The organism is Sphingomonas kaistensis (assembly GCF_011927725.1).
GTDB lineage: Bacteria > Pseudomonadota > Alphaproteobacteria > Sphingomonadales > Sphingomonadaceae > Sphingomicrobium > Sphingomicrobium kaistense.
In genome coordinates this window covers 414963-438637 of sequence record NZ_JAATJC010000001.1, presented here as the reverse complement: position 1 = coordinate 438637, position 23675 = coordinate 414963, and the positions used below count along the sequence as shown (strand labels likewise).

The window sequence follows — 23675 nt, the reverse complement described above, 5'->3', positions numbered from 1 at the left end:
CCGGTGCGGGAAAGGCTTGCTAAGGGCCGCGGCAATCCCATTCTTCGAAACAAGCGAGTTTGCCATGATCCCGACCGGCCAGGACAGCCTCGGCACCCGTTCGACCCTGAATGTCGGCGGCAAGGCCTATGCCTATTACGACCTGAACAAGGCGGGCTCTGCGCTTGGCGACGTCAGCCGGCTGCCCTTCTCGATGAAGGTGCTGCTCGAGAACCTGCTCCGCTTCGAGGACGGCGTCACGGTCACCCGCGACGATCTTCAGGCGATGGTCGACTGGCAGAAGGAAAAGCGGATCAGCCGCGAAATCCAGTATCGCCCGGCGCGTGTCCTGATGCAGGATTTCACCGGCGTTCCCGCCGTGGTCGACCTCGCCGCCATGCGCGATGCGATGAAGCAGCTCGGCGGCGACCCGCAGAAGATCAATCCGCTGGTCCCGGTGCACCTGGTCATCGATCACTCGGTGATGGTCGACGAATTCGGCACCCCCAAGGCGGCCGATGCCAATGTCGGCTATGAATATGCCCGCAACCGCGAGCGCTATGAGTTCCTCAAGTGGGGCAGCCAGGCGTTCGACAACTTCAAGGTCGTGCCGCCGGGCACCGGCATCTGCCACCAGGTGAACCTTGAATATATCTGCCAGACGGTGTGGACCTCGGCCGACCAGAGCGGCGACGAGGTGGCCTATCCCGACACGCTCGTCGGCACCGACAGCCACACCACCATGGTCAACGGCCTCGGCGTGCTCGGCTGGGGCGTCGGCGGGATCGAGGCCGAAGCCGCGATGCTCGGCCAGCCGGTGTCGATGCTTATCCCCGAAGTGGTCGGCTTCCGCGTCACCGGCAGCCTCAAGGAAGGCATCACCGCCACCGACCTCGTGCTGACCGTCACCCAAATGCTCCGCGCCAAGGGCGTGGTCGGGCGCTTTGTCGAATTCTATGGGCCGGGCCTCGACGCCATGACCCTCGCCGACCGGGCCACCATCGCCAACATGGCGCCGGAATATGGCGCGACCTGCGGCTTCTTCCCGATCGACAATCGCACCCTCGACTATCTTCGCCTGTCGGGCCGCGACGACGATCGCATCGCGCTGGTCGAAGCCTATGCCAGGGCGCAGGGCATGTGGCGCGACGCCGACGCGCCCGAGCCCCTGTTCACCGACACGCTCGAGCTCGATCTCGGCAGCGTGGTGCCGAGCCTGGCCGGGCCGAAGCGCCCGCAGGACCGGGTCATCCTCAGCGAGGTCGACGACCAGTTCAACGCCGAGCTGGCCGAGACCTACAAGAAGGCCAACGATCCGCGCGTCGCGGTCGAGGGCGAAGCCCATGACCTCGGCAACGGTGACGTCGTCATCGCCGCCATCACCAGCTGCACCAACACCTCGAACCCGAGCGTGCTGATCGCCGCCGGCCTGGTCGCCCGCAAGGCGCGTGCGCTCGGCCTCACCCGCAAGCCGTGGGTCAAGACCAGCCTTGCGCCGGGAAGCCAGGTGGTGAGCGACTATCTCGCCGCCGCCGGCCTGCAGGAAGACCTTGATTCGATCGGCTTCAACACCGTCGGCTACGGCTGCACGACCTGCATCGGCAATTCGGGCCCGCTGCCCGAGCCGATCAGCGCGGCGATCAACGCCAACGACCTCGTCGCCGTGTCGGTCCTGTCGGGCAACCGCAACTTCGAAGGCCGGGTCAGCCCTGACTGCCGCGCCAACTATCTCGCAAGCCCGCCGCTGGTGGTCGCCTATGCGCTTGCCGGCACCGTCCGCAGCGACATCACCGCCGAGCCGCTCGGGACCGCGCAGAACGGCAATCCGGTCTATCTCAAGGACATCTGGCCGACCAACGACGAGATTCGCGCGCTGATCGACGCCCACGTTCACTCCGACCTGTTCCGCAAGCGCTATGCCGACGTCTATCGGGGCGACGAGCGCTGGCAGGGCATTTCGGTGACCGGCGGCGACACCTACGCCTGGCCGGCGGCGTCGACCTACATCGCCAACCCGCCCTATTTCGAGGGCATGAGCATGACCGCCAAGGGCATCGAGGACATCACCGACGCCCGCACGCTGGCGGTGTTCGGCGATTCGATCACCACCGATCACATCAGCCCGGCGGGCTCGATCAAGGCCGAGAGCCCGGCCGGCAAGTGGCTGATGGAACGCCAGGTGCCGAAGAGCGAATTCAACAGCTACGGCGCGCGCCGCGGCAACCATGACGTGATGATGCGCGGCACGTTCGCCAACATCCGCATCCGCAACAAGATGCTGACGGGCGTCGAGGGCGGCTACACCCGCAACCTCCTGACCGGCGAGCAGGAAGCGATCTACGACGCGGCCATGGCCTATAAGGAAGCGGGCGTTCCGCTGGTGATCCTTGCGGGCAAGGAATATGGTACCGGCTCGTCGCGCGACTGGGCGGCCAAGGGAACGGTACTGCTCGGCGTTCGCGCGGTCATCGCCGAAAGCTTCGAGCGCATCCACCGGTCGAACCTCGTCGGCATGGGCGTGCTTCCGCTGCAGTTCGCCGACGGGGACAGCGCCGCAAGCCTGGGCCTCGACGGGTCGGAAAGCTTCACCATCCGCAACGTCGCCGGCATCCAGCCGCGCCAGGACGTCGAGGTCGAGGTGACCGAAGCCGACGGCCACACCCGCACGATCGTCGCGCGGTGCCGCATCGATACCTATAACGAGCTCGAATATTTCCACGCCGGCGGCATCCTGCCGTACGTGCTGCGCAAGCTCGCCGCCTGATGGAGCGCCTTTTCGTGGATATCGCAGGGTGGGCCGCCGCCCTGCTGATCCTTGGCGGCTATGCGCTGCTGACGGCGGGGAAGGTCGATGCGAAGTCGCCGCTGTACCAGGCGATGAACGTGCTCGGCGCGATCGGCTTCATCATCAACTCGGGCTACTTCAAGGCGTGGCCGTCGGCGGTGCTGAATGTGATCTGGGCGGGAATCGGGATTGTCGCGCTAATCCGCATCGCCTCGAACCGGAAGAAGGCGGAAGCCTAAGCCTCGGCAAGCGCGGCTTGCAGCCACGCCGGGAGCGCCACGCCCGCGAGATCGTCGACCCGGCGATGCTCCACCGCCAGGCCAAGGTCCGGGTAAAAGGCCTTGGTACGCGGGCCGGGCTCGCTGGCGGGGACGATGACCAGCCGGCGATTGACCTTCTGCCGCCAGTTCATCCGGGCGGTATTCTCTTGGCCGACGTAGCAACCCTTGGTGAAGCTGACGCCGTTCAGTTCGGCGGCATTGCATTCGAGCCAGAGAAGGTCGCCGAGCTCGCCGCGGCCTTCGCACACGCCAAGCGACAGGCGATGGGCGAGCCAGCCGGTCGCGGTCCCGTCCGCCGGCGCGATCCAGCGGCGGCCGAGAGCGGCAAGGCGCGGATCGGTCACACCCTCGTCGCCCTCTGCCGACCAATGCACCGCGAGCGCGGGCTCGGGCGCGATCTCGATCGGGCGCCGCAGCCGATACATGCGTAGCCGCTTGGCGAGCTCCTCCGCCGCGTCCGCCTCGCAATCGATCAGCAGGTCCTCGCCGTCCGCCCACACCAGGAAATCGAACAGGCATTTGCCCTGCGCGCTGAGCAGGCCCGCCCACACCGGCAGCGCGCCGCTCACGTCGTTGGTGACGAGGCCCTGGAGGAAGCCGCGCACGTCCTCTCCGGACAGGCGGATGAGGGCGCGGTTCTCAAGGGTAGTGGCAGGCATGACCCTTAGCTAAGAAGCCGCCCATGCAAACGCAAAGCCTGACCATCCGCCGCCCCGACGATTGGCACCTGCACCTGCGCGACGGAGCGATGCTGGAGGCGGTCGCGCCCTATAGCGCGCGGCAGTTCGCGCGGGCGATCATCATGCCGAACCTGGTGCCGCCGGTGACAACGGTCGACGCGGCGTGCGCTTATCGTGACAGGATCCGGCGGGCGGCCGGGCCGGGGTTCGAGCCGCTGATGACCTGCTACCTTACCGATAGCATCGATCCCGACGAGCTGGAGCGCGGGCATCGCGAAGGCGCGTGGGTCGCCGCCAAGCTCTATCCCGCCGGCGCCACCACCAACAGCCACAGCGGCGTCACTGACGTCCGCCACATCTATCCGGCGCTCGAGCGGATGGAGAAGATCGGCATGGTGCTGTGCGTCCACGGCGAGGTCACGGACCCCGCCATCGACATCTTCGACCGCGAGGCGGTGTTCCTGGAGCGCGTGCTGACCCCGGTGCTGCGCGACTTTCCCGGGCTCAGGATCGTGCTCGAGCATATCACCACCGCCGACAGCGCCGACTTCGTCCGCGACGCCGAACCCAATCTCGCCGCGACGATCACGCCGCAGCACTTGCACCTCAACCGCAATGCCCTGTTCGACGGCGGTCTGCGTCCCCACGCTTATTGCCTGCCGGTGGTGAAGCGCGAGCGGCACCGGCTGGCCGTCCGCGCCGCGGCCGTCTCGGGCAGCCCGAAATTCTTTCTCGGCACCGACAGCGCGCCGCACCTGAAGGAAGCCAAGGAAAGCGACTGCGGCTGTGCCGGTATCTGGAACGCGCCCCACGCGCTCGAAAGCTACGCGACCGTGTTCGACGAGGAAGGCGCGCTGGATCGATTCGAAGGCTTCGCGTCCGAGCATGGCCCGCGCTTCTACGGGCTGCCGTTGAACGAAGGCACCGTCACGCTGGAGCGGGCGGACGTTGCCGTTCCGGAGCGGATCGCCGCCGCTGGTTCATCGCTGGTGCCCTTCCATGCCGGCCAGACGCTCGGCTGGAAGCTCGCCGCGGCCTAGCTGGCGGTGCCGCGTCCGTCGGGGCCGAGCACCGCGTGGAAATGGTTCTCGATCGCCTGGTAGCAGTCGCAGCTGACCCGCAGCAGGCCGGGCCGGTCGATCACCTGGATGGCGCCGCGGCGATAAGCGATCAGCCCTTGCTCCTGAAGCACCCGGGCGACCGCGTTGACCGTGGTCCGCTGGACGCCGAGCAGCCCGGCGAGGCTTTCCTGGGTCAGCTCCAGCCGGTCGCTTGCGGCCCGGTCCTGGGCATGCAGCAACCAGCGCGCGGCGCGGGCCTCGATCGGGTGAAAGGCGTTGCACGCCACCGACTGCATGACCTGCGCCAGCAGCGCGTCGGAATAACGGCAGAACAGGTTGCGGATGTGCCCGCTTTCCAGCTTGGCCTTTTCGAGCGCCGGCATCGGGATCAGCGCTGCCGAGCCCGGCAGCTGGACCACCGCCTGGGTAAAGGCCGGCGCCGCGCCGCAGCTGATGATCCCGCCGACCGCCCCTTCGCGGCCGATCGCGGCGACCTCGACCGAGCGCCCGCCCGACAGCTCGCGCCGCAGCGACACCATCAGGCCGTCGAACGGGAACAGGCTCTGCTTGGTGACCGAACCGGTTTCAAGAACCGTGTCGCCGACGCCAAGACGCACCACCTCGATGTCGGTGCCCAGCAGCGCGCGTTCTTCCTCGGACAGGGTGGCGAGCAGGCGATTGCCCGCAAATGCGGCATCCAGGCTTGTCTCAGCCGACATGTGGCGCGGTAGATCCATTTACCCCGTAACTCCTACAGGCCCGAAGAGCCTGCCCCGGCGAAAGCATTACGCTAGTGTTCCGACAGGAAGCAATAGCTGAAATTATAAGGACTTAGGCCAGCTTCTAAGTCGACTTGCCGACAGTTGTCCGGCTAACATTCTGTTTCTCCGTCGAGCTTATTCATCGGATGTGGCTTGCGAGGTTGAACCGGCCAGCATGCTCCGCTAAGCGCACCGCAGCCGAGGCATCCGGAGACGTGGGTGAGTGGCTGAAACCAGCGGTTTGCTAAACCGCCGTAGGGGGAATTCCCTTACCGAGGGTTCGAATCCCTCCGTCTCCGCCATGGCCGTTATTGTCCGAGTTTGCCAATGTCCAAACCCGCCCTCCTTCAAGAGGGCGGGGCGGCCGGCAAGGTCCGCTTACGTCCATTGTTGTTCGCCACAAGCCACGTTACAGTGTGGGGAAGAAAGTGGGGAGAGCAAATGGCCAAGCTCACGGCAACGGGCGTCAGAGCAGCATTGAGCAAGCCTGGTCGGCATAGCGATGGCAATGGCCTGATTCTAGCAGTTGGCACTCGTGGCAACGGATCTTGGATGGTCCGCGTCCAAAAGGACGGTAAGCGGCGCGACATCGGCTTGGGTGCGGCAAGCAAAGTGACGCTCTCCGAAGCTCGAACCCGAGCAGCAGCGGCCCGTGCACAGGTCGAGGCTGGGCTTGATCCTGTCACCCAGCGACGCAAGGCGGCCGGTATTCCCACCTTTCGCGAAGCCGCCGCTCATGTTCATGCCGAAAACAAAAAGGGCTGGAAGAACGGCAAGCATCAAAGCCAATGGCTCCGAACGCTGGAGGTGTATGCCTTCCCCACACTAGGGGACAGGCTGGTGAGCAGTATCGAAGGCCCGGCCGTCCGCGAGGTGCTAGCGGAAATCTGGACAGACAAGCCCGAGACCGCCCGGCGCGTTCGCCAGCGGATCGGTGCTGTACTCGACTGGGCCTACTCAAAAGGTCATCGGGACAGCGAAGCTCCTATGCGCTCCCTGTCGAAGGGCCTTCCGCGTCAGCCGAAGAAGGATGGTCATCACGCAGCCATGCCCTTCGCTGACGTACCAGCCTTCCTTGCTCGGTTGCGAAAAAAAGAGACTTGGGGACGGTTGGCGCTCGAGGCTGCAATCCTCACGGCAGCTCGCTCAGGAGAGATACGCGGTGCCGGATGGAGCGAGGTTGATTTAGACAAAGCTCTCTGGACCGTACCGGCCGACCGCATGAAAGCTGGTAAGGAGCATGTGGTACCCCTGTCTCCGGCCGCTCTAAGCGTCTTCCGGCGCGCTTACGAGTTGCGAACCGAGGGGTGTCAGTACGTCTTTCATGGGGCCAAGCGCGACAAACCGATGAGCGACATGACGCTTATGAAGGTTCTTCGCGACATGGGAGAAGCTGTCACCGCGCACGGCTTCCGCTCCAGCTTCCGCGATTGGGTGTCGGAGGAAACGCAATTTCCGAGCGATCTAGCGGAAGCTGCTCTCGCTCATGCCATCCCGAATAAGGTCGAAGCGGCTTACCGGCGCGGCAACTTGCTCGATAAGCGGCGCGGCCTCATGGACGCTTGGTCTGCATACTGCAGCGGTACTGGCGCCAGTGTGGTGCGGCTGGCGCACGTCAAGTGAGGGAGCGGAACCCTTTTGTCCGCATAGCTCGGCGAAGCGACGACCAACCAGACGTTATTGGCTTAGTCAGCGATGACGAAAGAAGGCGGCTACACGAGCTGCTGGATCGCATTTTGGACCAGCGCGAGAATCTGGATAGTTGGCGAGCTGAACCTTCTACCCTCAGCGACCTGCTACCTGGCCCTGGCGACCCCGGTAAGGTGCTTCTGCGGGCGATGGCCGATCAAGGAGCACGGTTGGCGTTCGATGCAGCTGTAAATTTAGCCGTGGACGCGCTGGGAAGCGCGCGAACGCAATCATTACCACCCGCTACCGAAGAGCCGGAAGGCATTCGTCGAGCGCTCTGGCTACGGCTGCATCGCGTGAGCAAGTTGATAGACGGTCGTGCCGGCTTGTTCGGCCGGAGTGATTTCCCGCTGCTTCGTGTCTTGGAGGAGTTGGAGAATCTTTCTTACGGGGAAGTTGGCGAAGTTTTCAGAGCGCCACCGTTGAAGCCGAGTCAAAGGCACAACAGGGGCAAGCTTGCAAAGCTCAGGCTGAAAGCGCTGGCATGGGAAAAGTGGCTGCGAAGCGAGCAATCACTTTCAGCACTTCACTCCCACATGGCAGTTGCAGCCGCTTTCAAGACCGACTGGGATGCCATCAGAAAATGGCGAGCGTCGTGCGTTCAGATCCTAGGGCCAAGCTTGGTAAAATGGTCGTTAGAGCAAGCCGCAAAGGGAAATCAGCCGGGATACGCTCTACTGGGCGATTGGAAATCTGCCTTGGAATATGATGGTGAGAGCTACCAACAGGCTTTGCGTGACGAGCCCCCTACCAGGATCGCTTAGCGGATAAGCTTTCCGGAACGCTCAGCGGCACAGGTTTCCGTTTTGTTCCGCTTTCATTCGTGGTCAGTTGCCATCGTTCGAACCATGATGTGGAGAGCGAATGTGGAACGACTACTTGTCTCTATCCCGGATGCCGGAACGATGCTCGGCCTGGGAAGGTCAAAGATATACGAACTTCTCACTGAAGGCCGGCTGGAGTCCGTGACCATCGGCCGGCGCAGGTTGATCCGGTTGGATAGTGTCCGCCTTCTGGCCCGTGGCGAGGCAGCTTAGTAATGGCTCGCCGCAAGAGAAAAGCCCTCCGCACGAGTGCAACCGCGCGAAGGGCTAAGGTTGTCGTCTCTGGTAAGCCGACGCGACCTCATAAGCCATTTGATGAGCGGCTGGCAAACGCCCGCGCCTTCCTAGCGAAGGGTCACAGATTGAGGCCTTGGACACGAGGTAATAGCGCTTCGGCGCATAGCCGCGAGTAGTCCTAAGAGGGGAGCGGATGGAGTGTCGCTCCCCTTTCATCGTCAGCAATCTTGAAACTTGCGACGGGAGGTCCCCCGTGACGTTGATGATACAGCGAGAAAACAGCGTTTTCTGCCTCTCTGGCACGGACGCTGCTAATCTATATGAGAGTAGCGGTCCTTACCCACCTGCATCCCGGCCGAACACTTGGGGGGGTGCTCGCAACAGCGCCAGCAGACAGAGCGACAGGATCAGCCTTGAGAAGGCAGTCAAGGTAGTCGAGGCGGCACAGCGAGCCATAACGATTGGCCGGCCTTTCAATCGTCATCTCACGGTCCACTGGGAAAAGGCGGGACTGACTGATGCTGAGGCAGCAAGCGCTACCGGCCGGATTCTGAAGCTGGTCAGTGATTGGCTCCGCAAACATGGTGGCACTTCCTACACCTGGGTGCGGGAGAATGGGGACGGCAAGGGCAGCCATACTCACATCCTTTTGCATGTGCCTCGTGGTCTCAGCCTGAGCCTTACGAGGCGATGGTATCGCCTTGTGACCGGGTGTGAGGCCCGCGACGCCAAGGGCGCTGTGGTGACAAGGAGAATCGGAGGCACTGCTAGTTGCGCGTTCTTCGGCAGCGATTGGTATCTCGCGAATCTGGCCTACGTCGTGGGGTACGTCATCAAGGGGGTGGAAGCACGGGACGGGATTGCACTTGGGCTTGAGCGGTACGGAGTGGGCGGCACAATCACGGGCAAGCGGCTCTCGATCAGCGGCAGCCTGAGCTGACTGGACGCGAATGGCGGAATGTCTGCAGTGAGTGCTCAGCGGGGCAAGTATCGAGCATAATTCAAGGGTCTGCTTTCACCCTCTGCGGACACTCAGGCCGGCTGATCCGTAGCACTCCAGCAATCTCTGGAGACTAGCCATGCTCGAATTTGCCATGTCCGCGCCACCGCGACCCCCGTCCGGCCGGAGAGTTGCCGGTGCCAAGCTGGCGTTAAAGCCCGTGGACGTCTGGGGCATCCGCGTACGCCTTCAGGTGGCGCTAAAAGCTCGGGACCTGGCGCTCTTCGACTTGGCTCTGGATAGCAAGCTGCGTGGCTGCGACCTTATGTCGCTCACGGTTTCAGATCTTCTTTCGTCTACAGGAGTGCGCTCCCGCGTCATGATCCTTCAACGGAAGACCGGCCGCCCCGTGCAGTTCGAAGTGACCGAGCAGACGCGGCGCTCGCTGACGGCTTGGCTCAACCAGAATAACATGGCGCGGGAGGAGTGGTTGTTCCCCAGCCGGAGCAAGCGAGGCTCGCACCTCAGCACGCGCCAGTATGCCCGGCTGGTGGACAGGTGGGTTGCTCTCATTGGTCTCGATCCGACCTCATACGGCACGCACAGCATGCGCCGCACCAAGGTTTCACTCCTATACAAAAAGACCGGCAACCTTCGTGCCTGCCAGCTACTCCTGGGGCACACCAAGCTTGAAAGCACCGTTCGCTACCTTGGCGTTGAAGTGGACGACGCCTTAGAGCTTTCGGAGGCCTTGGAGTTGTAGAGCGGCCGGACAGCCCTTCCGCGTGCGCCCGCGCGAGGAAAAATCTGTATTAGCGTTCCTGCGCCGGTTCCCCACCGCTCTCCAGCCGTATGGCGCCAGGGATTTGAGTACCCCCCGGCAAACGTCTGCAATGGGTGGAGAGCAGACATTGGCTTCTGCCGCGCGCCTCTCGTCCTAAAGCCGACTGGCGATCACGGCACCGCTGTTCTCCAACTGCCAGATAGATCGCGTTTGCAGCGGCATTCACAGCCGGCCAGCGGTCATGCTCCTGCTCGACCTTGTAAAGCATCTCGACAGATTGCCTCACGTTAATATCCCGTTTACTATTCTAGCTGTTCGAGTCGTCAGGGGACGGCAACGGAGATTAGCAAATGCGCAAATTCGCCTTCGCAGCCACTGCTCTTGCGGCATCACTCGTTGCTACTTCTGCAGAAGCAGCCACAAACATCACGTTGACCAACGTCACTGGTGCCGAATACGCAACAGCAGGCGTGTTTGTGACCGGAGATTTGAGCTTTACAGGTAGCACCAACGATGGCGGAGGCCTCGATAGCGTTCTGCTTCAGATCTACGATGACTTCCAGCTCAAGTTCAGCCAGTCTTTTTCCTTGGAGATCGGTGCGACAAGCACGTTTACCTTCGAAGCGTTCTATCCTGGACTTGTCGGCACGAGCGTACCGGGTATTGGCATTTACGTCGTGGACGGCGGCTCTAGTGTCATCATTCGCGACCCATTCCTGCTTCCGAGATATGCGGACCCTTCGGCCTGTACGACGAACTGCGGGCCAACGGGTGCGGTTCCTGAACCAGGGACATGGGCGATGATGCTCCTAGGTTTTGGAGCAATCGGTGCTGCAATGCGCCGGCGTCGGACTGGCGCACGGTTACTTCAGCTCGGCTAATTTCAGGGGAGGAGAGAAAGGGAAAAGGCGCGCTTCCGTCCTCTTCCCTTTCTCTCTGTGAACCGGCTCTAACTGCTATCCTGCTTCATCTCGCCACGCCTGCAGCATTTCAAAAGAGACAGCGCGGCGCGCGACGGTGACACGCAATAGCTCGCTACCGATCGGATAGCCGAGCCGGCCAGCAAAAATGTAGGGTCGGGCACGAAGCCGACCATAGACCGCAACGATAGGGCTGATGTCTGCTTCGGGTCGAAAGCGGACGTCATCCGCTCTGCGCTTTGAAAAGCTACTGCACCCGTTGCTGCATGCGGCTGACGAGGAAGACACTTAGGGCACCAGTGACTCCGCCCGTGATGAAACCGCCCCACCTACTCGGAACGCCAAGTGTAGTTGCCAAGAAGGCCACAGTGATACCGATTGCTACGGCGACGAGAATCATCTTGCCCATACCAGAGCTTATCAACTCGCGCTGAACGTCCGCAATGGGTCGAAGGCGGACATTAGCGACTTAGCTCGGAAATGTCGGCTTACGGGTGCAGGCGCCCCAGTTCGGAATGACGGGCATGGGCGCAAAGCAGGTGCCGCCTGCCCAATGGCTTGTCATGGCCAAGAGCAAAACGACAGGCCTCTAAGGATAAAAGAAGGAGTGGCGTTTCGTTAGGGAGTCGTTCGACTAACGACTGGATCTTCCTGCCAGCAGGCCGTCCAGTGCTTTGTTGAGCCGGTTCCCGCATTCCGCGAAAGCATCAGCCACGGCTTCCAACTCCCCGATCGTCCATTGATCGCCATGCCGTAAAAGTGCCTGCTCGCCATCGTGAGCTGTTCCGGGCTTAGCATGGACGAGGTTGTTTCTCGCGCCGACGAGAGCACGAAATTCCATTGCCGCTTTTTCCAAGTCACTCTGCTTCGCAGAGTGCTCGAGACCTTGCACAAGATGCACCAGCGTATCAGCGACGCGCCCTGCGGTGCGATCAGCCAGGTCTTCCATGCTGCCGGGTTCAATCCGTTCACAGCACCAAACAGCGTTCCACTCCAAGCCTGCGAAGCAATAGACTGCCAAGCCGACAGCCGACGCATATTCAGCGCGTACTGGCACACCAAGCCGCTCGTTGTTCATGTAAAGCAGCTCGACACGTGCAGAGCCTTATGAGCCGATGCTGAGACCAAACAGTCGAAGATCAAGGCCTGCGGCGCAACTCGTCGCGGATCTCCGCGAGAAGCTCGACCTCGGTCGGCCCGGTGACCTCGTCCGCCCGCCTCATCACTTTGTTGGCCGAACGGACCAGCATGAAGATGATGAACGCGAGGATCAGGAAGTTGATCAGGACTGTGACGAACTGACCCCACCCCAGCACGGCTATGCCGGCGGCCTTCAGATCCGTATAGCTGCTCGGATTGCCCTTGAAGCCGTCCGGGATCGGTCCGAGCACGGTGAAGTAGTTAGCAAAATCCAGGCCTCCGAAGATCGAGCCCACCACGGGCATTATGATGTCGTCGGTGAGGCTGGCAACAATGGTCGCAAAGGCCGCACCGATGATCACGGCCACAGCCAGATCAAGCACATTGCCCTTTGCTATGAATGTCTTGAACTCAGAAAACATGCCGCCCCCCATAACCTGAAATAACGACAGTAACCCATCTGTGGGATTTCGCACTCTTTATTCGGTTGCTAGCGATCAACTCGCAAGAATGCTCTTCAAACCGGCAATTCGCTCGCAGACGATGCACATCTGTGCATTCAGACCGTCCAGCTGCTCGAGGGAGAATGCTGTTTGTGACGCTCTCAAAGAGGCGATGCCGCTCTCCGAGGCATATATAACCGACGTACCATCTGTAGTTCTTTCCACTCCCACAAAGTGGTGGGAGATCAGGTTGCGGGTTCGGCAGAGCTGTTCTGCCAGATTGCCAATCTCAGCCACCTCGCGGGCCGCTTCAGGGTTGCGTCGCGACTTGAGGCTGACGAGGGCACGCCACTCTGCCAAGCGCTCATTGAAAGAGCCCCGAACTCGTGCGGTCGTCATTCCGCTGTCTCCGTCGGACAGGCGCAGCCGCTTGATGTCGTCGATAACGGCGCGCTCCAGCATGCTCCAGTTCAGCAACAGGTAGCCGAGCGCTTTCATGAGAGGGTCGGTATCGGAGTGAGCGTCGGTCGCTGTATTCACGCGGTCTGATCCTTCGGCAGGCAAGCGAAGAGTACATCAGCTCCATAGGCAGCGCAGCCTCCATCGTCGGAGCAGGTCGGACTGCCGTAGCTGCCGTTGACTTTAACACATGTTAGGCGCTCCCTCTTCGGAAGAAGGAGACCAACAATGGCCGTAGCCAAGACTCTCGAGATTATTTCAAGCTCTACCGAGAGCATCGAAGCAGCCGTGCGCGAAGGCATCGCCAAGGCCGGCGAGACTATCCACGACATTCAGGAGGCTTGGGTGCAGAGCACCAAAGCCTTGGTAAACGACAACAAGGTTGTCGAATGGCGAGTGACCCTGAAGATCACTTTCATCGTCAAATAGCCCTCACGGCCATTCATCTTGCCAGGCATCCACAAACACGGGGCTGGCGCCTTGCCAGTTTACCGACGAGGAGAAATCACTTGGACGTCAATCAGATGCTACAGCAGACTGGCGCTGTGGAAGCCCTCTCGCGTGAACTCGGCGTCGACGCGTCGACCGCTCAGGCAGGCGCCGCCGCACTCTTGCCGTCGATCCTCTCCGGATTCCAAAACCCAGTAGCAGCAAGCGCCGCCCCAGCTGCTTCTCAAGCACCCTCGGCACTTGGTGGATTGGGAGGGCTGTTCGGAACGATCGGTGGATTGGGCGGGGGCGCGCTCCTCGACAACGTCACTTCGACACAGCCCACCGAGGTGAACAAGGGCAACGAGATCCTTGGACAGCTGTTCGGGTCGAAGGACGGTAGCCGGGCCGTGGCGGCAAGCGCCGCGGCTCAATCGGGCGTGGAACCGTCATTGTTGAAGAAGATGCTGCCCGTTCTTGCCATGGTCGCTGCTGGCTATGTCATGAAACAGGCGAGCCAGGGCGGAGGTGGATTGGGCGGAGCACTTGGGAGTGTCCTGGGTGGTCAGGCTTCTGGCGCCGGGAGTTCGGCATCGTCGCAGAACGCACAGGGTGGCGGGTCGGCCGACATTCTTGGCAGTCTGATTGGAGCCGCCGGCAAGTTCTTGGGACGGTGAATCAAGATTCTGGGAGACATACACCATGAGCATTTTCGGTAAGATCAAGGACGCGATTTTCGGCAAGAAGTCGGCGCCAGCGCCGGCACCGTCACCTACCAGCGGCGGAACGCTACAGCCGCCTCCTAGCTCAGGCGCGGCTACAACTTCTCCCACAAGCCAGACCAGCCAACCCCAACCCCAAAGCCAAGTTGACGTTGAGCAGGTCCTGACCGGAATCGCATCGTCGAAGGGCAACCCCGATCTGAATTGGCGGACGTCAATCGTCGACCTGATGAAGCTACTCGACATGGACTCCAGCCTTGCAAATCGGAAGGAGCTCGCAACCGAACTCGGCTACACGGGTGAGAAGGACGGCAGTGCCGAGATGAACCTGTGGCTCCACAAGGAAGTGATGCGGCAGCTGGCCGCTCATGGCGGCAAGGTGCCCGCCAATCTCACCGACTGACACGCGGCGTCCTCCAAGTGCCAGAAGAGGGAGACTCGACCGACTGGGTCAAGCGAGCAGATCGCGACCCTGTGTCAGTCGCTGCCTCTCTGGCGCTCGCTGGGCGGCACCTACCAGTTCTGATTACCGACGTTTCGGAAGATGGCTGCCGAATCACGTGCGACGAGATCCTGCCAATCGGATCCGCTGTCTCGATCAGGGTGAATCTCGTAACCGTTGCTGCAACCATTAGATGGTCCTTTGCCGGCAGCGCTGGACTACGGTTCGTTAGCTAGCAAATTCGAGAGAACGCCGCTTGCAAGCCGGGGGCGGTGCCGGGAACGACTGAGATGCGTTGGAAGCGGTCAATCATTGACCACGCGGCCAGCTGCCAAGCTATGAACTATTGAGTACGGCAAAGCTCCTCGGCGCCAGAGGTGATCGCGACCTCGGACCACTCCTCAGACGCCTCGCGGCGACCGTCTCCGTCGTTGCGGCGCATGCTAGCTCCACTCCGCCGAATGCCGTTCTCCTGAATACCCTTCGATTGCACCGGACCTAATGAAAGCTTTGACCCAATTGCCACGTCGTGCGGGCTTACCTTCTTTTCAATGAGTAATCCTTGATGCGGCCGCTTTCCCGTGACCATCCCGGTGCCAGCAATGTTCACTAGATATTGGCTGTCTTGGATCCTGCCGTTCCCGCATGCGACTCTGAGGAGGCCAGCATCGAAATGACCATCAGCGTCACTATCGCGACTGGATTCTAGTTCGAAGTAGCGAGTCATGCCGTTGCTATAGGTGCCAGTCACAGTGAAGTTCGGCGGCGCAGCAATCCAATCTTTCGTGTTGCTTTTGGTCGTGTTCACGATCGATTGCTGCTGCCGTGCCGAGGACGGCGCCTGTGTCTGGGCGCTGGATGCCACAGACGCGAACGCTAGCCCTCCCAATGCAACCGTCCGCGGAAGACCCAATGCACCCCGAAATCCTGCGCCAGAATGCTTCATCGTGCGTCTCCAGTTTCGAGGATTACGCGTATACGTCTGATGCTGACCCGTCAGCAGCATGCTAAGATAACCACGGCTATACTTCTCTTACGGCAGCGTAACAACTCGTGGCCTCCTCCTCGACGGAATGGCGAACGGATGCTTTCTGCAAAATTCGCAACGACTTGGAAGAAGACATCAGCAGTCGTAGCGCAAAGTCCGGAGGTCAGGGTCGTCGGCCCGGTCGCTTGCTTGGCCTGAACAAAGAGCCGCCCCTCCGCGTTTGGGGCTGCTGCAGAGCTATGGTGCTGCGTGTTGCTCCGCGCGTTCGACCACTTGAGCTCTACCGTTGCTGACAGCGGCGTCAGCTGTGGCGCTTGGAGGATCGGATGGTCTGGCACATTGCGAGGGCGGAAGCGCTGGCGGACCCGCTGGCAGCTCGCCTCAAGATCATGGAAAGGCTCAGGCGCCTAGCCGAGCTGGACGATCCTGAGGGCACCGTCGTGCAGATCCTGATCGATGCAATCATGCTGGTAGAATCGTACCGAGGGGCGCGGCATCAGATTACATTCCTTCCCGAACTCACACGAAGTATCGACGAGCTACTTCGCGAGTTCGAAATCCTGGAAAGAGCGGAGAAAATGGCGACCGAGTGAGACGCTGAAGTTCGAGATATTCGATATTCGCCAAGGTAGGTCTGATCGGTGTGGACCCGGGCCTGCACCAAGGGCAAGCTTTCCCTCATAAGCAGGCCTAGCGGTATCGGCGGCCCTCCAATATGGCTGATTAGGCCGAACGAGCATCCAGAATAGGTGGAAAGCCGGTATTTACGTCGAACTAACTTGAGGTCGACAAAAGGTGCAGCCTCGCCACCGACAACGAGGCTCCGCATGCAATTTCCCGATGACGAAAATGGCGATGTACTGCGGGGAATGGCAGGATCCGGCTTTGACTTCGGCTCGCCGCATGACGTAGATTTCTACGCCGTCTTCCCGGTGGGAGCGGACGCGGACCTGGTCGCCCGGCAGTTGATCGAAGCCGATGCCGGGGAAAGCGTGCTCTCCGGGATGTCGACCACCCAGTTGCCAGACGGCGCGACCGAGTTGAAGGTATCGCGCAAGATGCTGATCACCCATCACGCTATCGGCGCCTTCGAGCACCGCCCGGGCGATCTTTGTGCGGCACACGGCGGCCGGCTCGACGGCTGGGGCGTGATGCAGGACGCCCTGTCGGAGGAGCCTTCTCAGACAACGGGTGGCGAGAAGCCGCCGAACCGCATGGATGTTCCCGGGGAAGCGTTCGACGAGGCGGAGGGCAGCTTCGTCGCTGGCATCCGCAAACATGGCTGGATGCAAACGCACGCGCTCGACGAGGACGACAAACCCGGCTTCTGCTTCACGACCGGCTTTCAGGCCACCACAGAGCATCCCGAGATCCTAGTTTTCAAGGTCGACCAGAAGATCGCGAACGGCCGCCTTCAAGGAAGACGATGAAGCCCATGCCATGCTCGATACCCTCAATGCTTCCATGCGCACCGTCGAGATAAGCCTGCTCAGGCAGAAGTGGAGCCTCAAGCGGAACGCTGACAGTCGAGAAGAAACCAGCTCCTGAGTTCTCAAACTTAGTCACTTGCGTGGCTTCAGCCTGCCACCGCAATTGGTCCGCGAACGCTGGATGGTCCTGAGCCGTCGCTTCGAGGACTGCTCGCTCAATCGGCCAAAGAGGTCTCACGCGGCAAGCGTAACGCGCCTGCGCCATTGTCCGCAATGAGGTCGAAAGCGGACATTAGCTACTTAGCTGGGCAGGCCCCGTTTTTGCGGCTAACTCGCGCGAGGGATAGCCGACGCGTGGCGCGCTAGTCGCCGTTGCAAACGCCGCAGAGTGACGCCTCGTCCATAATGAGGCCCTCCCCGAAGCCGAACGGCTGACCGCAATGTATGCACTCAGTCACTGGCGCTGCCCGGAAACGGGCCTCGGGTCTCCTCTCACATTCGCGTTTCGACTCGTGCCAAGCGCGCTTCTCTTCCTCAGTGAACGAAATAGGAGCCTCCAGCTCATACCCTGATGGCAATGGATGAAGGTCTGGTTTCCGCCTGCGTGCCGCTGTTGCGGATGGGCAGCTCTCGGCCACTTGCCGACATGCAGGAAGGCGAATGCCCGACGGCAACCAATGGTGGAAAGCGGAACGGCAGCTTGCGGGTAGTAGCCCGCACAAAGCTGACGATCGTTTAGGTTCGTCGTCGCGGCAGCATTGCGCCCGTTTCGGACGTCCAGAGCATCCGAGCAGGCACCCGGAAGCGGTCATTCATTCAGCTGCCGCCCTTAAGTCCGCTTCCGACCCATTGCGGACATTCGCGCATCGTCTGCTGAGCTCCCATCACGGAAAGCTAGCGCAGGACCGCGCTTACCTTAGCGCACGGATTGGTAGGTGCGATCCGGCTTGGGTGTCGGAAAACCCAGTATGGCGCGTTGTTGATGCCAATCAGCCGGCAATGGCGAATAGAGCAGCTTACGCTCGGTGAGGTCGGGAGGCTGCCGGCCGTCGAGGATTGCGGATTTGATGTCCGGTGCCAGATAATTCAATCGTAGCAGCCGGGAGAATTTGCTCGCCGTCAGCTTATAGTTTGCGGCGTGCCTGTCGAGATCGCGAGTTGGATCAGCCAAGAAGTCGACATCTGCGTTGGCAGCTTTCCTTAACAAATCGACAAGTCGTTTATTGAGGTGCTCTCCCGGGTGATGTTCGAAAGGAAGCTTGAGTTTGACCCGATGCGGTCCAAGAATTGCGTCGGTACGAAGCAAGTGGAGATTGTGCTCGGAGCGTGAGATCTCAGGCATCGAATGAAATAGGCCAATGCCGTTCCAGCGAAGGTAAGCGTCAAGAACACGTAGGCTGATCCAAATCCGAACTTCGGATTTCGCCACTTCCACGCGGCTGACAAGGCCTTCAAACTTCTTGCGCAGATCAATGCCCTTAGCTGCGAGTATTCGTTCGGCAGCAAGTGGCCCGTTGCGTTGCATCTCATAAGCCAAATGCGGATCGGCGTAGGCACGGCAGACGGCGGTCCGAAGCTTTTCGCAGTCGCGTAGGAAGGCGACCAGCGCTCCGCTTACGACTTGCTCAATTTCCTCACCACGAATCCGAACGCGATCGACGCGCTGGCCCTTTCGCAATTGCCTGCTGACGCTTTCGTAATAGCGCTGGGGCCATCGCTTCGTCCCGCGTATTCGAGGGGCGAGAATGCGGTCAGTCTCATCGAAGATGAGGCCTGCCAGAAGATGTATGCTGGGATCGACCTTGCCGCTTTTCTTGGTACGCGTGGCGAGCACGGCTTGGAAATGCTGCCACCTCTCGAGCGAGATGTACGCCTCGTGATCCGCCTTTATCAGCTCGCCATCAACGTATTGATAGCCAGCATAGATAGGATTTCGGAACATCTTCTGAGCCGAGCCACCATACCAGAGGCCGTTCCGCCGTTTGGTCTTAAAGCGAAAGCTTGAAACAAGCTTTCCTTTGCCTTCGTCATCGAGTGCTCTCAGCAAGCTACTGACGCTTGGATAGTCGTCGAACCGATCGAAGGCCGCGCGAACTAATTCGGCCTCCTTGGGAATGATCTCGAGCCGACCTTTTTTTGAGAGGTACCCGATTGGGGCCAAGCCACCGATATAGAGTCCGCTTCTCCGCATCGTGTTTTTCTTGTCGCGGATGCGATCTCCCATCATCTCGCGCTCAAATTGCGCGAAGGTTAGGAGGATGTTGAGGACCATACGGCCCATGCTGTCTGAGGTGTCGAACGACTGGGTGACGCTTACGAAAGAAATATCGAAGTGCTGAAACGCGTCCATAAGCCGGACGAAATCGGCTAGCGACCGAGTAAGACGGTCAATTTTGTAAAAGACGATTGCGTCAATGCGCCCCTCCCGGGCGTCCGTGAGCAGCCGGTGAAGTGCAGGCCGCTCGAGATTGCCCCCAGAAAAGCCTTCGTCATCGTAATGCTGCGATAGTTCTACCCAACCCTTGTGTGCTTGGCACTTAATATAGGCGGCACAGACCGCTCGCTGCCCCGCCAGCGACGTCATCTCCTGACCAGTTGGGCTCTCGGTGCTCTTGCGCGTGTAGATCGCGCAGCGGACCGCCGTCATCGTCTCGGTAGGATTGGGCATTGAGGCCTCCCTCGATTGCCCCTTTTTAGCCTATTTTGAAGGAGAGCGATAAGGATTGGCTTTCGGCCCAGATCCTCGCGGCGGTGGATAGATCACACATGAAGATCGGTCAGAAACGGATCTAATTTTGGCATCGAAGATATTGTAGGCGACGTTGCCTCACCGTAGATTGGCGCCGCTCCCGCTCGGTAAGCCGCAAGGCATTTGGGAGTGAACCGGGTTGAGCGCTTGCCAAGCGCTCCCCGGTTTCCGCCGCCGCTGTCAATTCGTAGTGCCTTCCCTTTAAAGGGTTGGCGATTCGGTTCTCGTCGGCACGCCGGGTCGCATATCGCGCATCTTTCACACATTGCGGACATTCGGCCTTAAAGCCCGCAAGCCCTCGCCACTCTCCTGCCATCGTCATAGCGCGGCATGTAGCGCACGCCTGGTCCCCTAAGCATCCGGCAATCTCTGTTGACCTTGCCGGCATGAGCGATGCCGAGAGTTCTACCGTAGCGATCCTTACCGAAAGTCTCGATCCGCACCGGGCCAACGCGCAGAGCCAAACGCATCGCTTCCTTAGCGGCTCGAGCTTGCCGATCGCTGCATACGTGGTCGCCGAACTGCTGGCGGCATGGCCTTGAGCGTTGATAATCTGCCGCGTCGATGCCGAGGTGGCGGACCTCGCCTAGGTTGCGGCAGCGGATGCCGCCTCCGTCAATGACAGTGGCAGCAGGAAGCGATGATAATCAGCAAAGCCACGAGGGTGGGACGGAGCAAACATTGGTTGGCGACCCTGTCGGGAGCTTTTGCCGAGTCTCAACCAGGGTCGCCAATCGTAGGTTGGAGGGGCGAATCCTACAGTGCAAGCGCCGAATATAGGCCGCGATCGATAACGATGGATCGGCTGATGTAACGCCGGTCTGCTTCTCGGTTTGCTAGACCGCCGATGAGGTCAGCAGATAATTTCGACCTTCCTCGTCGGGTATCAAAGTCCAGTCATAGGGCAGGCCGGCGAGTGCTTCAGCAATCCCGTCCTTCACCTGGCTGTCGAGCACCTCGATGAGGATCGTCGGGCGATCTCATTCGAGTGTTTTGCGGAAGCCCCGCAAGGCAGTTGGCAGGTGTCGCTCCACATCCATGCTTCCTAAGTCGATGCCGCTTCAGGTCGTGTTTCGCCTTAGTGCGTCACTCGACAAACAACTTGCATGTACCGGTCGAAAACCAAGCTGCCTTCTCTGAAGGGCCCAATCGAGGGGAATATCCTGCTTCAATAGGACCCCTCTCGTAAGATCTGGAGGCTGGCTCCCATCGGTGATTGCCGCGAGGATGTCGGGCGCCAGATAATTCAAGCGTACCAGCCTTGAAAAGAGCACCGGCTTTTCCCAAGAGACCAAGCTAGCTCAGTCAGCGATCGATCGCGATGCTGATAAATAAGTCGCTGGGCTTCACGAGCATCGTTCAGCAATTCGGTGAGCTTCATGTCGGGCTTTAGTGCCTCAACGCATGGGGTAATTGGCAACCAAGTTTCCCGCCGTTGACGATAGAGGTGGACAGGTACCTCCAGAGTGTGAAGTTGCTTGGCACGGAGAAGCTCAAGATCGCTCATCCGGAACATGCCAACACCGTCCCAGCGAAGAAACGCTGCGAGGGCATCGATACGCAGCAATACCCGGATGCGATCAAAGCCAATCTCTATCCGTGACATAAGCAGCCTGTACGTGAGTGCTCGCCAGCTGATCTTGAGATCGCGAAGCCTTACAGAGGCAGCGGTTCCCTGCGCTGCCAGTGTATTTACCTCTGAGCCAAGCCCGCTGCTGCTCAGCAGTAGCTCCCGCAGGGATGCCGGCGAACTGCAAAGTTCCTGCAAGGCATTCAACACCATGCCTTCGATCTGGTTGGCGTTCACTCGAAGAGTTTTGAGCGCTCGGCGGACAGCCCATGCGGAGGGCGCTGACTCGTAGTAGCCGTGGTTGCCGCGATCGTTGAAGCTCTGGCGCGCGTTCATACGGCGTCCGTATGCATCCCAAAGTAGCCCGGCGCGCGGCCTCTGCCCGGCCAATCGCTTGACGCTGCTGAGGCTCACCGCGCCTAGCTGCGGAAGTCGGGTTGCAGCCCCGCCCCCTGCCAGTAGGCCGAAAATCCGAGATCGCGGCACAGATCCTCGAAACCTGCTAACGCGCGCAGCTCGCTGGCGCAGGGCAGGAACAACAGCTGCGTGATGCGCCGATACTGATCGGAGATGCGCGCATCATCCGCATTGCTCCACAACGGCGTCACCTGGCTGCCGCGGCCGAGGTAATAAGAATAAGCGAGGTCCAGCACGCGGGGAGCCTCGCCAAGCGCCAGCAGCGCCATGAGGGCGGCCACCGCCATCACCGGCGCACGAACGACCAGCCCGGCGGCACGCTCAACAAGGGCGCACCTTTTCTCGTCGTCAGCGCTCCCGCCGCACAGCGCGGCCAGGTCGCCCAGCAACGTGACCATGACCGGGGGCAGCGCCGGCCGAACATATTCGTCCTGCACGAAGCACCGGGCCTGCTCGGCGCGCCCTGTGAACAACAGAGTCCAGAAGCGCGCCGACCATATGGCCGGGTGCTGGGGCCAAAGCTGCAGCGCACGGGTCGCGACCCGCTCCATTTCCTCGAGCTCGCCGAAGTTCCAGCAATGGTACATGCGCTTGTAGTAGAAGGTCGCCGCCAGCGGATCTTCGTCGATCAGCGCAGCAATCAGCGGCCGTGCCGCACTCGGCCGGCCAGTCGCCATTTCCAGCACCGCCAGATCATGGCGAGCCGGCATGTGGCCCGGATCGTGATCGAGCACCTCTTCAAGCCGCTTGCGCACCGCAAGCCAGTTGCCGAACATCGGCATCACCCCGGCCCGGGCGACTAGCGCATCACTTTGCCAAGGGTCGATCGCCAGCGCCCGCCTAGCCGCAGCCTCGCAGGCAGTCAGCAAATCACTGCAAGCATTCGGGGGGGAATATTCCACCGCCTTGCGCAGCAGCACCGCCTTCATGCCCCACCCCCGCGCCGAACCGCGCTCGTCCTGCAAGCAACGGTCGAGGCGCGCGATCACGTCGAGGTCAGGGCCAGGGAGCCCGGCGCGCCAGCAGCCGAAGGCGTCGTCGACTGCCTCGGGCAGGCCGCTGGCGGCGTCCACCGGGGTGGAGGCTCCGGAACTCCGCCGAAGAACATAGCCGGTTCGCGGAATGGTTTCGAGCGAGATGGCCAAACTGCCAACGGCGCGAGCGATCTGCCGCACGCCGGCAATGGCCCGGTTGAGGCTGTCATCGCCGACGCTGGCGCTGCCCCAGCATTCCACGAACAGCTCACGACGGGTGACCACCTGCCCTTCCGCATCCAGAAGGCGCAGAAACACCAGCATGAACTGGGGCTCGACATGGTGGGTGCCGTTCGGTCCTTCCACCAGCCGGCGCGACGGACTGATACGCAAATCGCCAATGCGAAAGTCGTCGCGCGTGGGCAGGTCCGACAGCTTGAGCAAGATGCTTGCGCTCCCTCGCAATCAGGTTTGCATCATAAGATGATCATCGCAAGCAAGGGCGCGGCGCGGCACGCCAGCATCCTCTCTCACGAAGGAGGTCGACATGAAGAAGATCACATTGCCCGCCGCGCTGCTCGCCCTGGTTGCCGGGACCGCGCTCGTGGCCCACCCGACCAACACTCCCTACGCCTCTCGCGGCGAATGCGAGCGGGCCGCGGCGGAGTCCGCCAAAGCTGACCGCGAGCGGCTGGTCGCGCTCGGCATCTTCGATACGGTCGGTGCGGCGCAGAGTACCTTCCACGACGATTGGCGCTGCGAATATGATGAAGAGGACGATGCCTGGTACATCGTCGACTATCGCGGCCGCTGAGGCAAGGGGCGCCCGCCGTGCCGGTCAGGCGCGGCGGGCGAAAAGCCGGTCAGGCAACTTCATTGCCCGTGACCGGGAACCCGTCTCCTATGCGCTCAACATGACCCTGGAAGCGCAGATCCTGCTACACGATCGCTGCGGAGGATGCTGCCAGGCT

At 61.2% G+C, this 23675-nt stretch carries 23 protein-coding genes, 1 tRNA gene and 1 pseudogene; 16 read left to right on the top strand and 9 right to left on the bottom strand.

Features of this window, described 5'->3' with window-relative positions; genetic code table 11:
- Positions 1-64 precede the first annotated feature (64 nt).
- Entirely contained in the window at positions 65-2743 is a 2679-nt protein-coding gene (gene acnA, locus GGQ97_RS02045; protein WP_168067409.1) for an aconitate hydratase AcnA, read from the top strand.
- 14 nt (positions 2744-2757) lie between these two features.
- Entirely contained in the window at positions 2758-3003 is a 246-nt protein-coding gene (locus GGQ97_RS02040; protein WP_342448422.1) for a CBU_0592 family membrane protein, read from the top strand.
- On the opposite strand, the gene ygfZ is transcribed toward GGQ97_RS02040, so the two are convergent.
- On the bottom strand, positions 3000-3704 hold the full coding sequence (gene ygfZ, locus GGQ97_RS02035; RefSeq protein WP_168067407.1) for a CAF17-like 4Fe-4S cluster assembly/insertion protein YgfZ: 705 nt from the start codon (positions 3702-3704) through the stop codon (positions 3000-3002). The genes GGQ97_RS02040 and ygfZ overlap by 4 nt on opposite strands.
- A gap of 23 nt (positions 3705-3727) precedes the next feature.
- Between ygfZ and pyrC the strand changes: the two genes are divergently transcribed.
- The gene (pyrC, locus tag GGQ97_RS02030; protein WP_168067406.1) at positions 3728-4765 is read left to right on the top strand and encodes a dihydroorotase; all 1038 of its coding nucleotides are present in this window, start codon (positions 3728-3730) and stop codon (positions 4763-4765) included.
- On the opposite strand, the gene GGQ97_RS02025 is transcribed toward pyrC, so the two are convergent.
- Complete coding sequence (locus tag GGQ97_RS02025; RefSeq protein ID WP_168067405.1) at positions 4762-5505, bottom strand: Crp/Fnr family transcriptional regulator; 744 nt, start codon at positions 5503-5505, stop codon at positions 4762-4764. The genes pyrC and GGQ97_RS02025 overlap by 4 nt on opposite strands.
- Positions 5506-5756: 251 nt before the next feature.
- Here GGQ97_RS02025 and GGQ97_RS02020 point away from each other — a divergent pair.
- The 6 genes and pseudogenes from GGQ97_RS02020 to GGQ97_RS14700 form a co-directional block, all read left to right on the top strand.
- Positions 5757-5849 (top strand) — tRNA-Ser (locus tag GGQ97_RS02020).
- 139 nt (positions 5850-5988) lie between these two features.
- On the top strand, positions 5989-7170 hold the full coding sequence (locus GGQ97_RS02015; protein ID WP_168067404.1) for a tyrosine-type recombinase/integrase: 1182 nt from the start codon (positions 5989-5991) through the stop codon (positions 7168-7170).
- A gap of 236 nt (positions 7171-7406) precedes the next feature.
- Entirely contained in the window at positions 7407-8000 is a 594-nt protein-coding gene (locus GGQ97_RS02010; protein ID WP_168067403.1) for a hypothetical protein, read from the top strand.
- Positions 8001-8084: 84 nt separating this feature from the next.
- On the top strand, positions 8085-8273 hold the full coding sequence (locus tag GGQ97_RS02005; RefSeq protein ID WP_342448547.1) for a helix-turn-helix domain-containing protein: 189 nt from the start codon (positions 8085-8087) through the stop codon (positions 8271-8273).
- A gap of 1103 nt (positions 8274-9376) precedes the next feature.
- The gene (locus GGQ97_RS02000; RefSeq protein WP_168067402.1) at positions 9377-10000 is read left to right on the top strand and encodes a tyrosine-type recombinase/integrase; all 624 of its coding nucleotides are present in this window, start codon (positions 9377-9379) and stop codon (positions 9998-10000) included.
- 785 nt (positions 10001-10785) lie between these two features.
- Positions 10786-10902: pseudogene (locus tag GGQ97_RS14700) on the top strand (PEPxxWA-CTERM sorting domain-containing protein); the annotation flags it as partial.
- A 673-nt stretch (positions 10903-11575) separates the two neighbouring features.
- Here the strand turns inward: GGQ97_RS14700 and GGQ97_RS01990 are convergent.
- The 3 genes from GGQ97_RS01990 to GGQ97_RS01980 form a co-directional block, all read right to left on the bottom strand.
- Positions 11576-12019, bottom strand: a complete 444-nt coding sequence (locus GGQ97_RS01990) for a hypothetical protein (RefSeq protein ID WP_168067401.1) — start codon at positions 12017-12019, stop codon at positions 11576-11578.
- A 61-nt stretch (positions 12020-12080) separates the two neighbouring features.
- The gene (gene mscL, locus GGQ97_RS01985; RefSeq protein WP_168067400.1) at positions 12081-12503 is read right to left on the bottom strand and encodes a large conductance mechanosensitive channel protein MscL; all 423 of its coding nucleotides are present in this window, start codon (positions 12501-12503) and stop codon (positions 12081-12083) included.
- A 75-nt stretch (positions 12504-12578) separates the two neighbouring features.
- Complete coding sequence (locus GGQ97_RS01980) at positions 12579-13064, bottom strand: hypothetical protein (RefSeq protein WP_168067399.1); 486 nt, start codon at positions 13062-13064, stop codon at positions 12579-12581.
- A gap of 147 nt (positions 13065-13211) precedes the next feature.
- Here GGQ97_RS01980 and GGQ97_RS01975 point away from each other — a divergent pair, with 147 nt between their 5' ends.
- The 4 genes from GGQ97_RS01975 to GGQ97_RS14695 all read left to right on the top strand — a co-directional run bounded on the left by GGQ97_RS01975 (position 13212) and on the right by GGQ97_RS14695 (position 14812).
- A complete protein-coding gene (locus tag GGQ97_RS01975) occupies positions 13212-13412 on the top strand; it encodes a dodecin family protein (protein ID WP_168067398.1) in 201 nt (66 codons plus the stop codon).
- A gap of 80 nt (positions 13413-13492) precedes the next feature.
- Positions 13493-14089, top strand: coding sequence for a DUF937 domain-containing protein (locus GGQ97_RS01970; RefSeq protein ID WP_168067397.1), 597 nt, complete (start codon positions 13493-13495; stop codon positions 14087-14089).
- 25 nt (positions 14090-14114) lie between these two features.
- Positions 14115-14537, top strand: a complete 423-nt coding sequence (locus GGQ97_RS01965; protein WP_168067396.1) for a DUF3597 domain-containing protein — start codon at positions 14115-14117, stop codon at positions 14535-14537.
- Positions 14465-14812, top strand: a complete 348-nt coding sequence (locus GGQ97_RS14695) for a PilZ domain-containing protein (RefSeq protein ID WP_425338705.1) — start codon at positions 14465-14467, stop codon at positions 14810-14812. Before GGQ97_RS01965 ends, GGQ97_RS14695 begins: the two co-directional genes overlap by 73 nt.
- Positions 14813-14919: 107 nt before the next feature.
- Here GGQ97_RS14695 and GGQ97_RS01955 read toward each other — a convergent pair whose 3' ends face one another.
- Positions 14920-15384, bottom strand: coding sequence for a hypothetical protein (locus GGQ97_RS01955; protein ID WP_168067394.1), 465 nt, complete (start codon positions 15382-15384; stop codon positions 14920-14922).
- A gap of 506 nt (positions 15385-15890) precedes the next feature.
- Between GGQ97_RS01955 and GGQ97_RS01950 the strand changes: the two genes are divergently transcribed.
- Together GGQ97_RS01950 and GGQ97_RS01945 are read left to right on the top strand one after the other, a co-directional pair.
- Entirely contained in the window at positions 15891-16157 is a 267-nt protein-coding gene (locus tag GGQ97_RS01950) for a hypothetical protein (RefSeq protein WP_168067393.1), read from the top strand.
- Between the two features lie 234 nt (positions 16158-16391).
- Positions 16392-16994: a DUF4262 domain-containing protein gene (locus GGQ97_RS01945; RefSeq protein WP_168067392.1), complete on the top strand. Its 603-nt coding sequence runs from the start codon at positions 16392-16394 to the stop codon at positions 16992-16994.
- Positions 16995-17910: 916 nt separating this feature from the next.
- Here GGQ97_RS01945 and GGQ97_RS01940 read toward each other — a convergent pair.
- From GGQ97_RS01940 to GGQ97_RS01930, 3 genes are all read right to left on the bottom strand, one after another.
- On the bottom strand, positions 17911-19662 hold the full coding sequence (locus tag GGQ97_RS01940) for a recombinase family protein (protein ID WP_168067391.1): 1752 nt from the start codon (positions 19660-19662) through the stop codon (positions 17911-17913).
- A gap of 1327 nt (positions 19663-20989) precedes the next feature.
- Positions 20990-21649, bottom strand: a complete 660-nt coding sequence (locus GGQ97_RS01935; RefSeq protein ID WP_168067390.1) for a hypothetical protein — start codon at positions 21647-21649, stop codon at positions 20990-20992.
- 83 nt (positions 21650-21732) lie between these two features.
- Positions 21733-23148, bottom strand: coding sequence for a tetratricopeptide repeat protein (locus GGQ97_RS01930; protein WP_168067389.1), 1416 nt, complete (start codon positions 23146-23148; stop codon positions 21733-21735).
- A 103-nt stretch (positions 23149-23251) separates the two neighbouring features.
- Here GGQ97_RS01930 and GGQ97_RS01925 point away from each other — a divergent pair, with 103 nt between their 5' ends.
- Positions 23252-23518: a hypothetical protein gene (locus GGQ97_RS01925; protein WP_168067388.1), complete on the top strand. Its 267-nt coding sequence runs from the start codon at positions 23252-23254 to the stop codon at positions 23516-23518.
- Positions 23519-23675 lie beyond the last annotated feature (157 nt).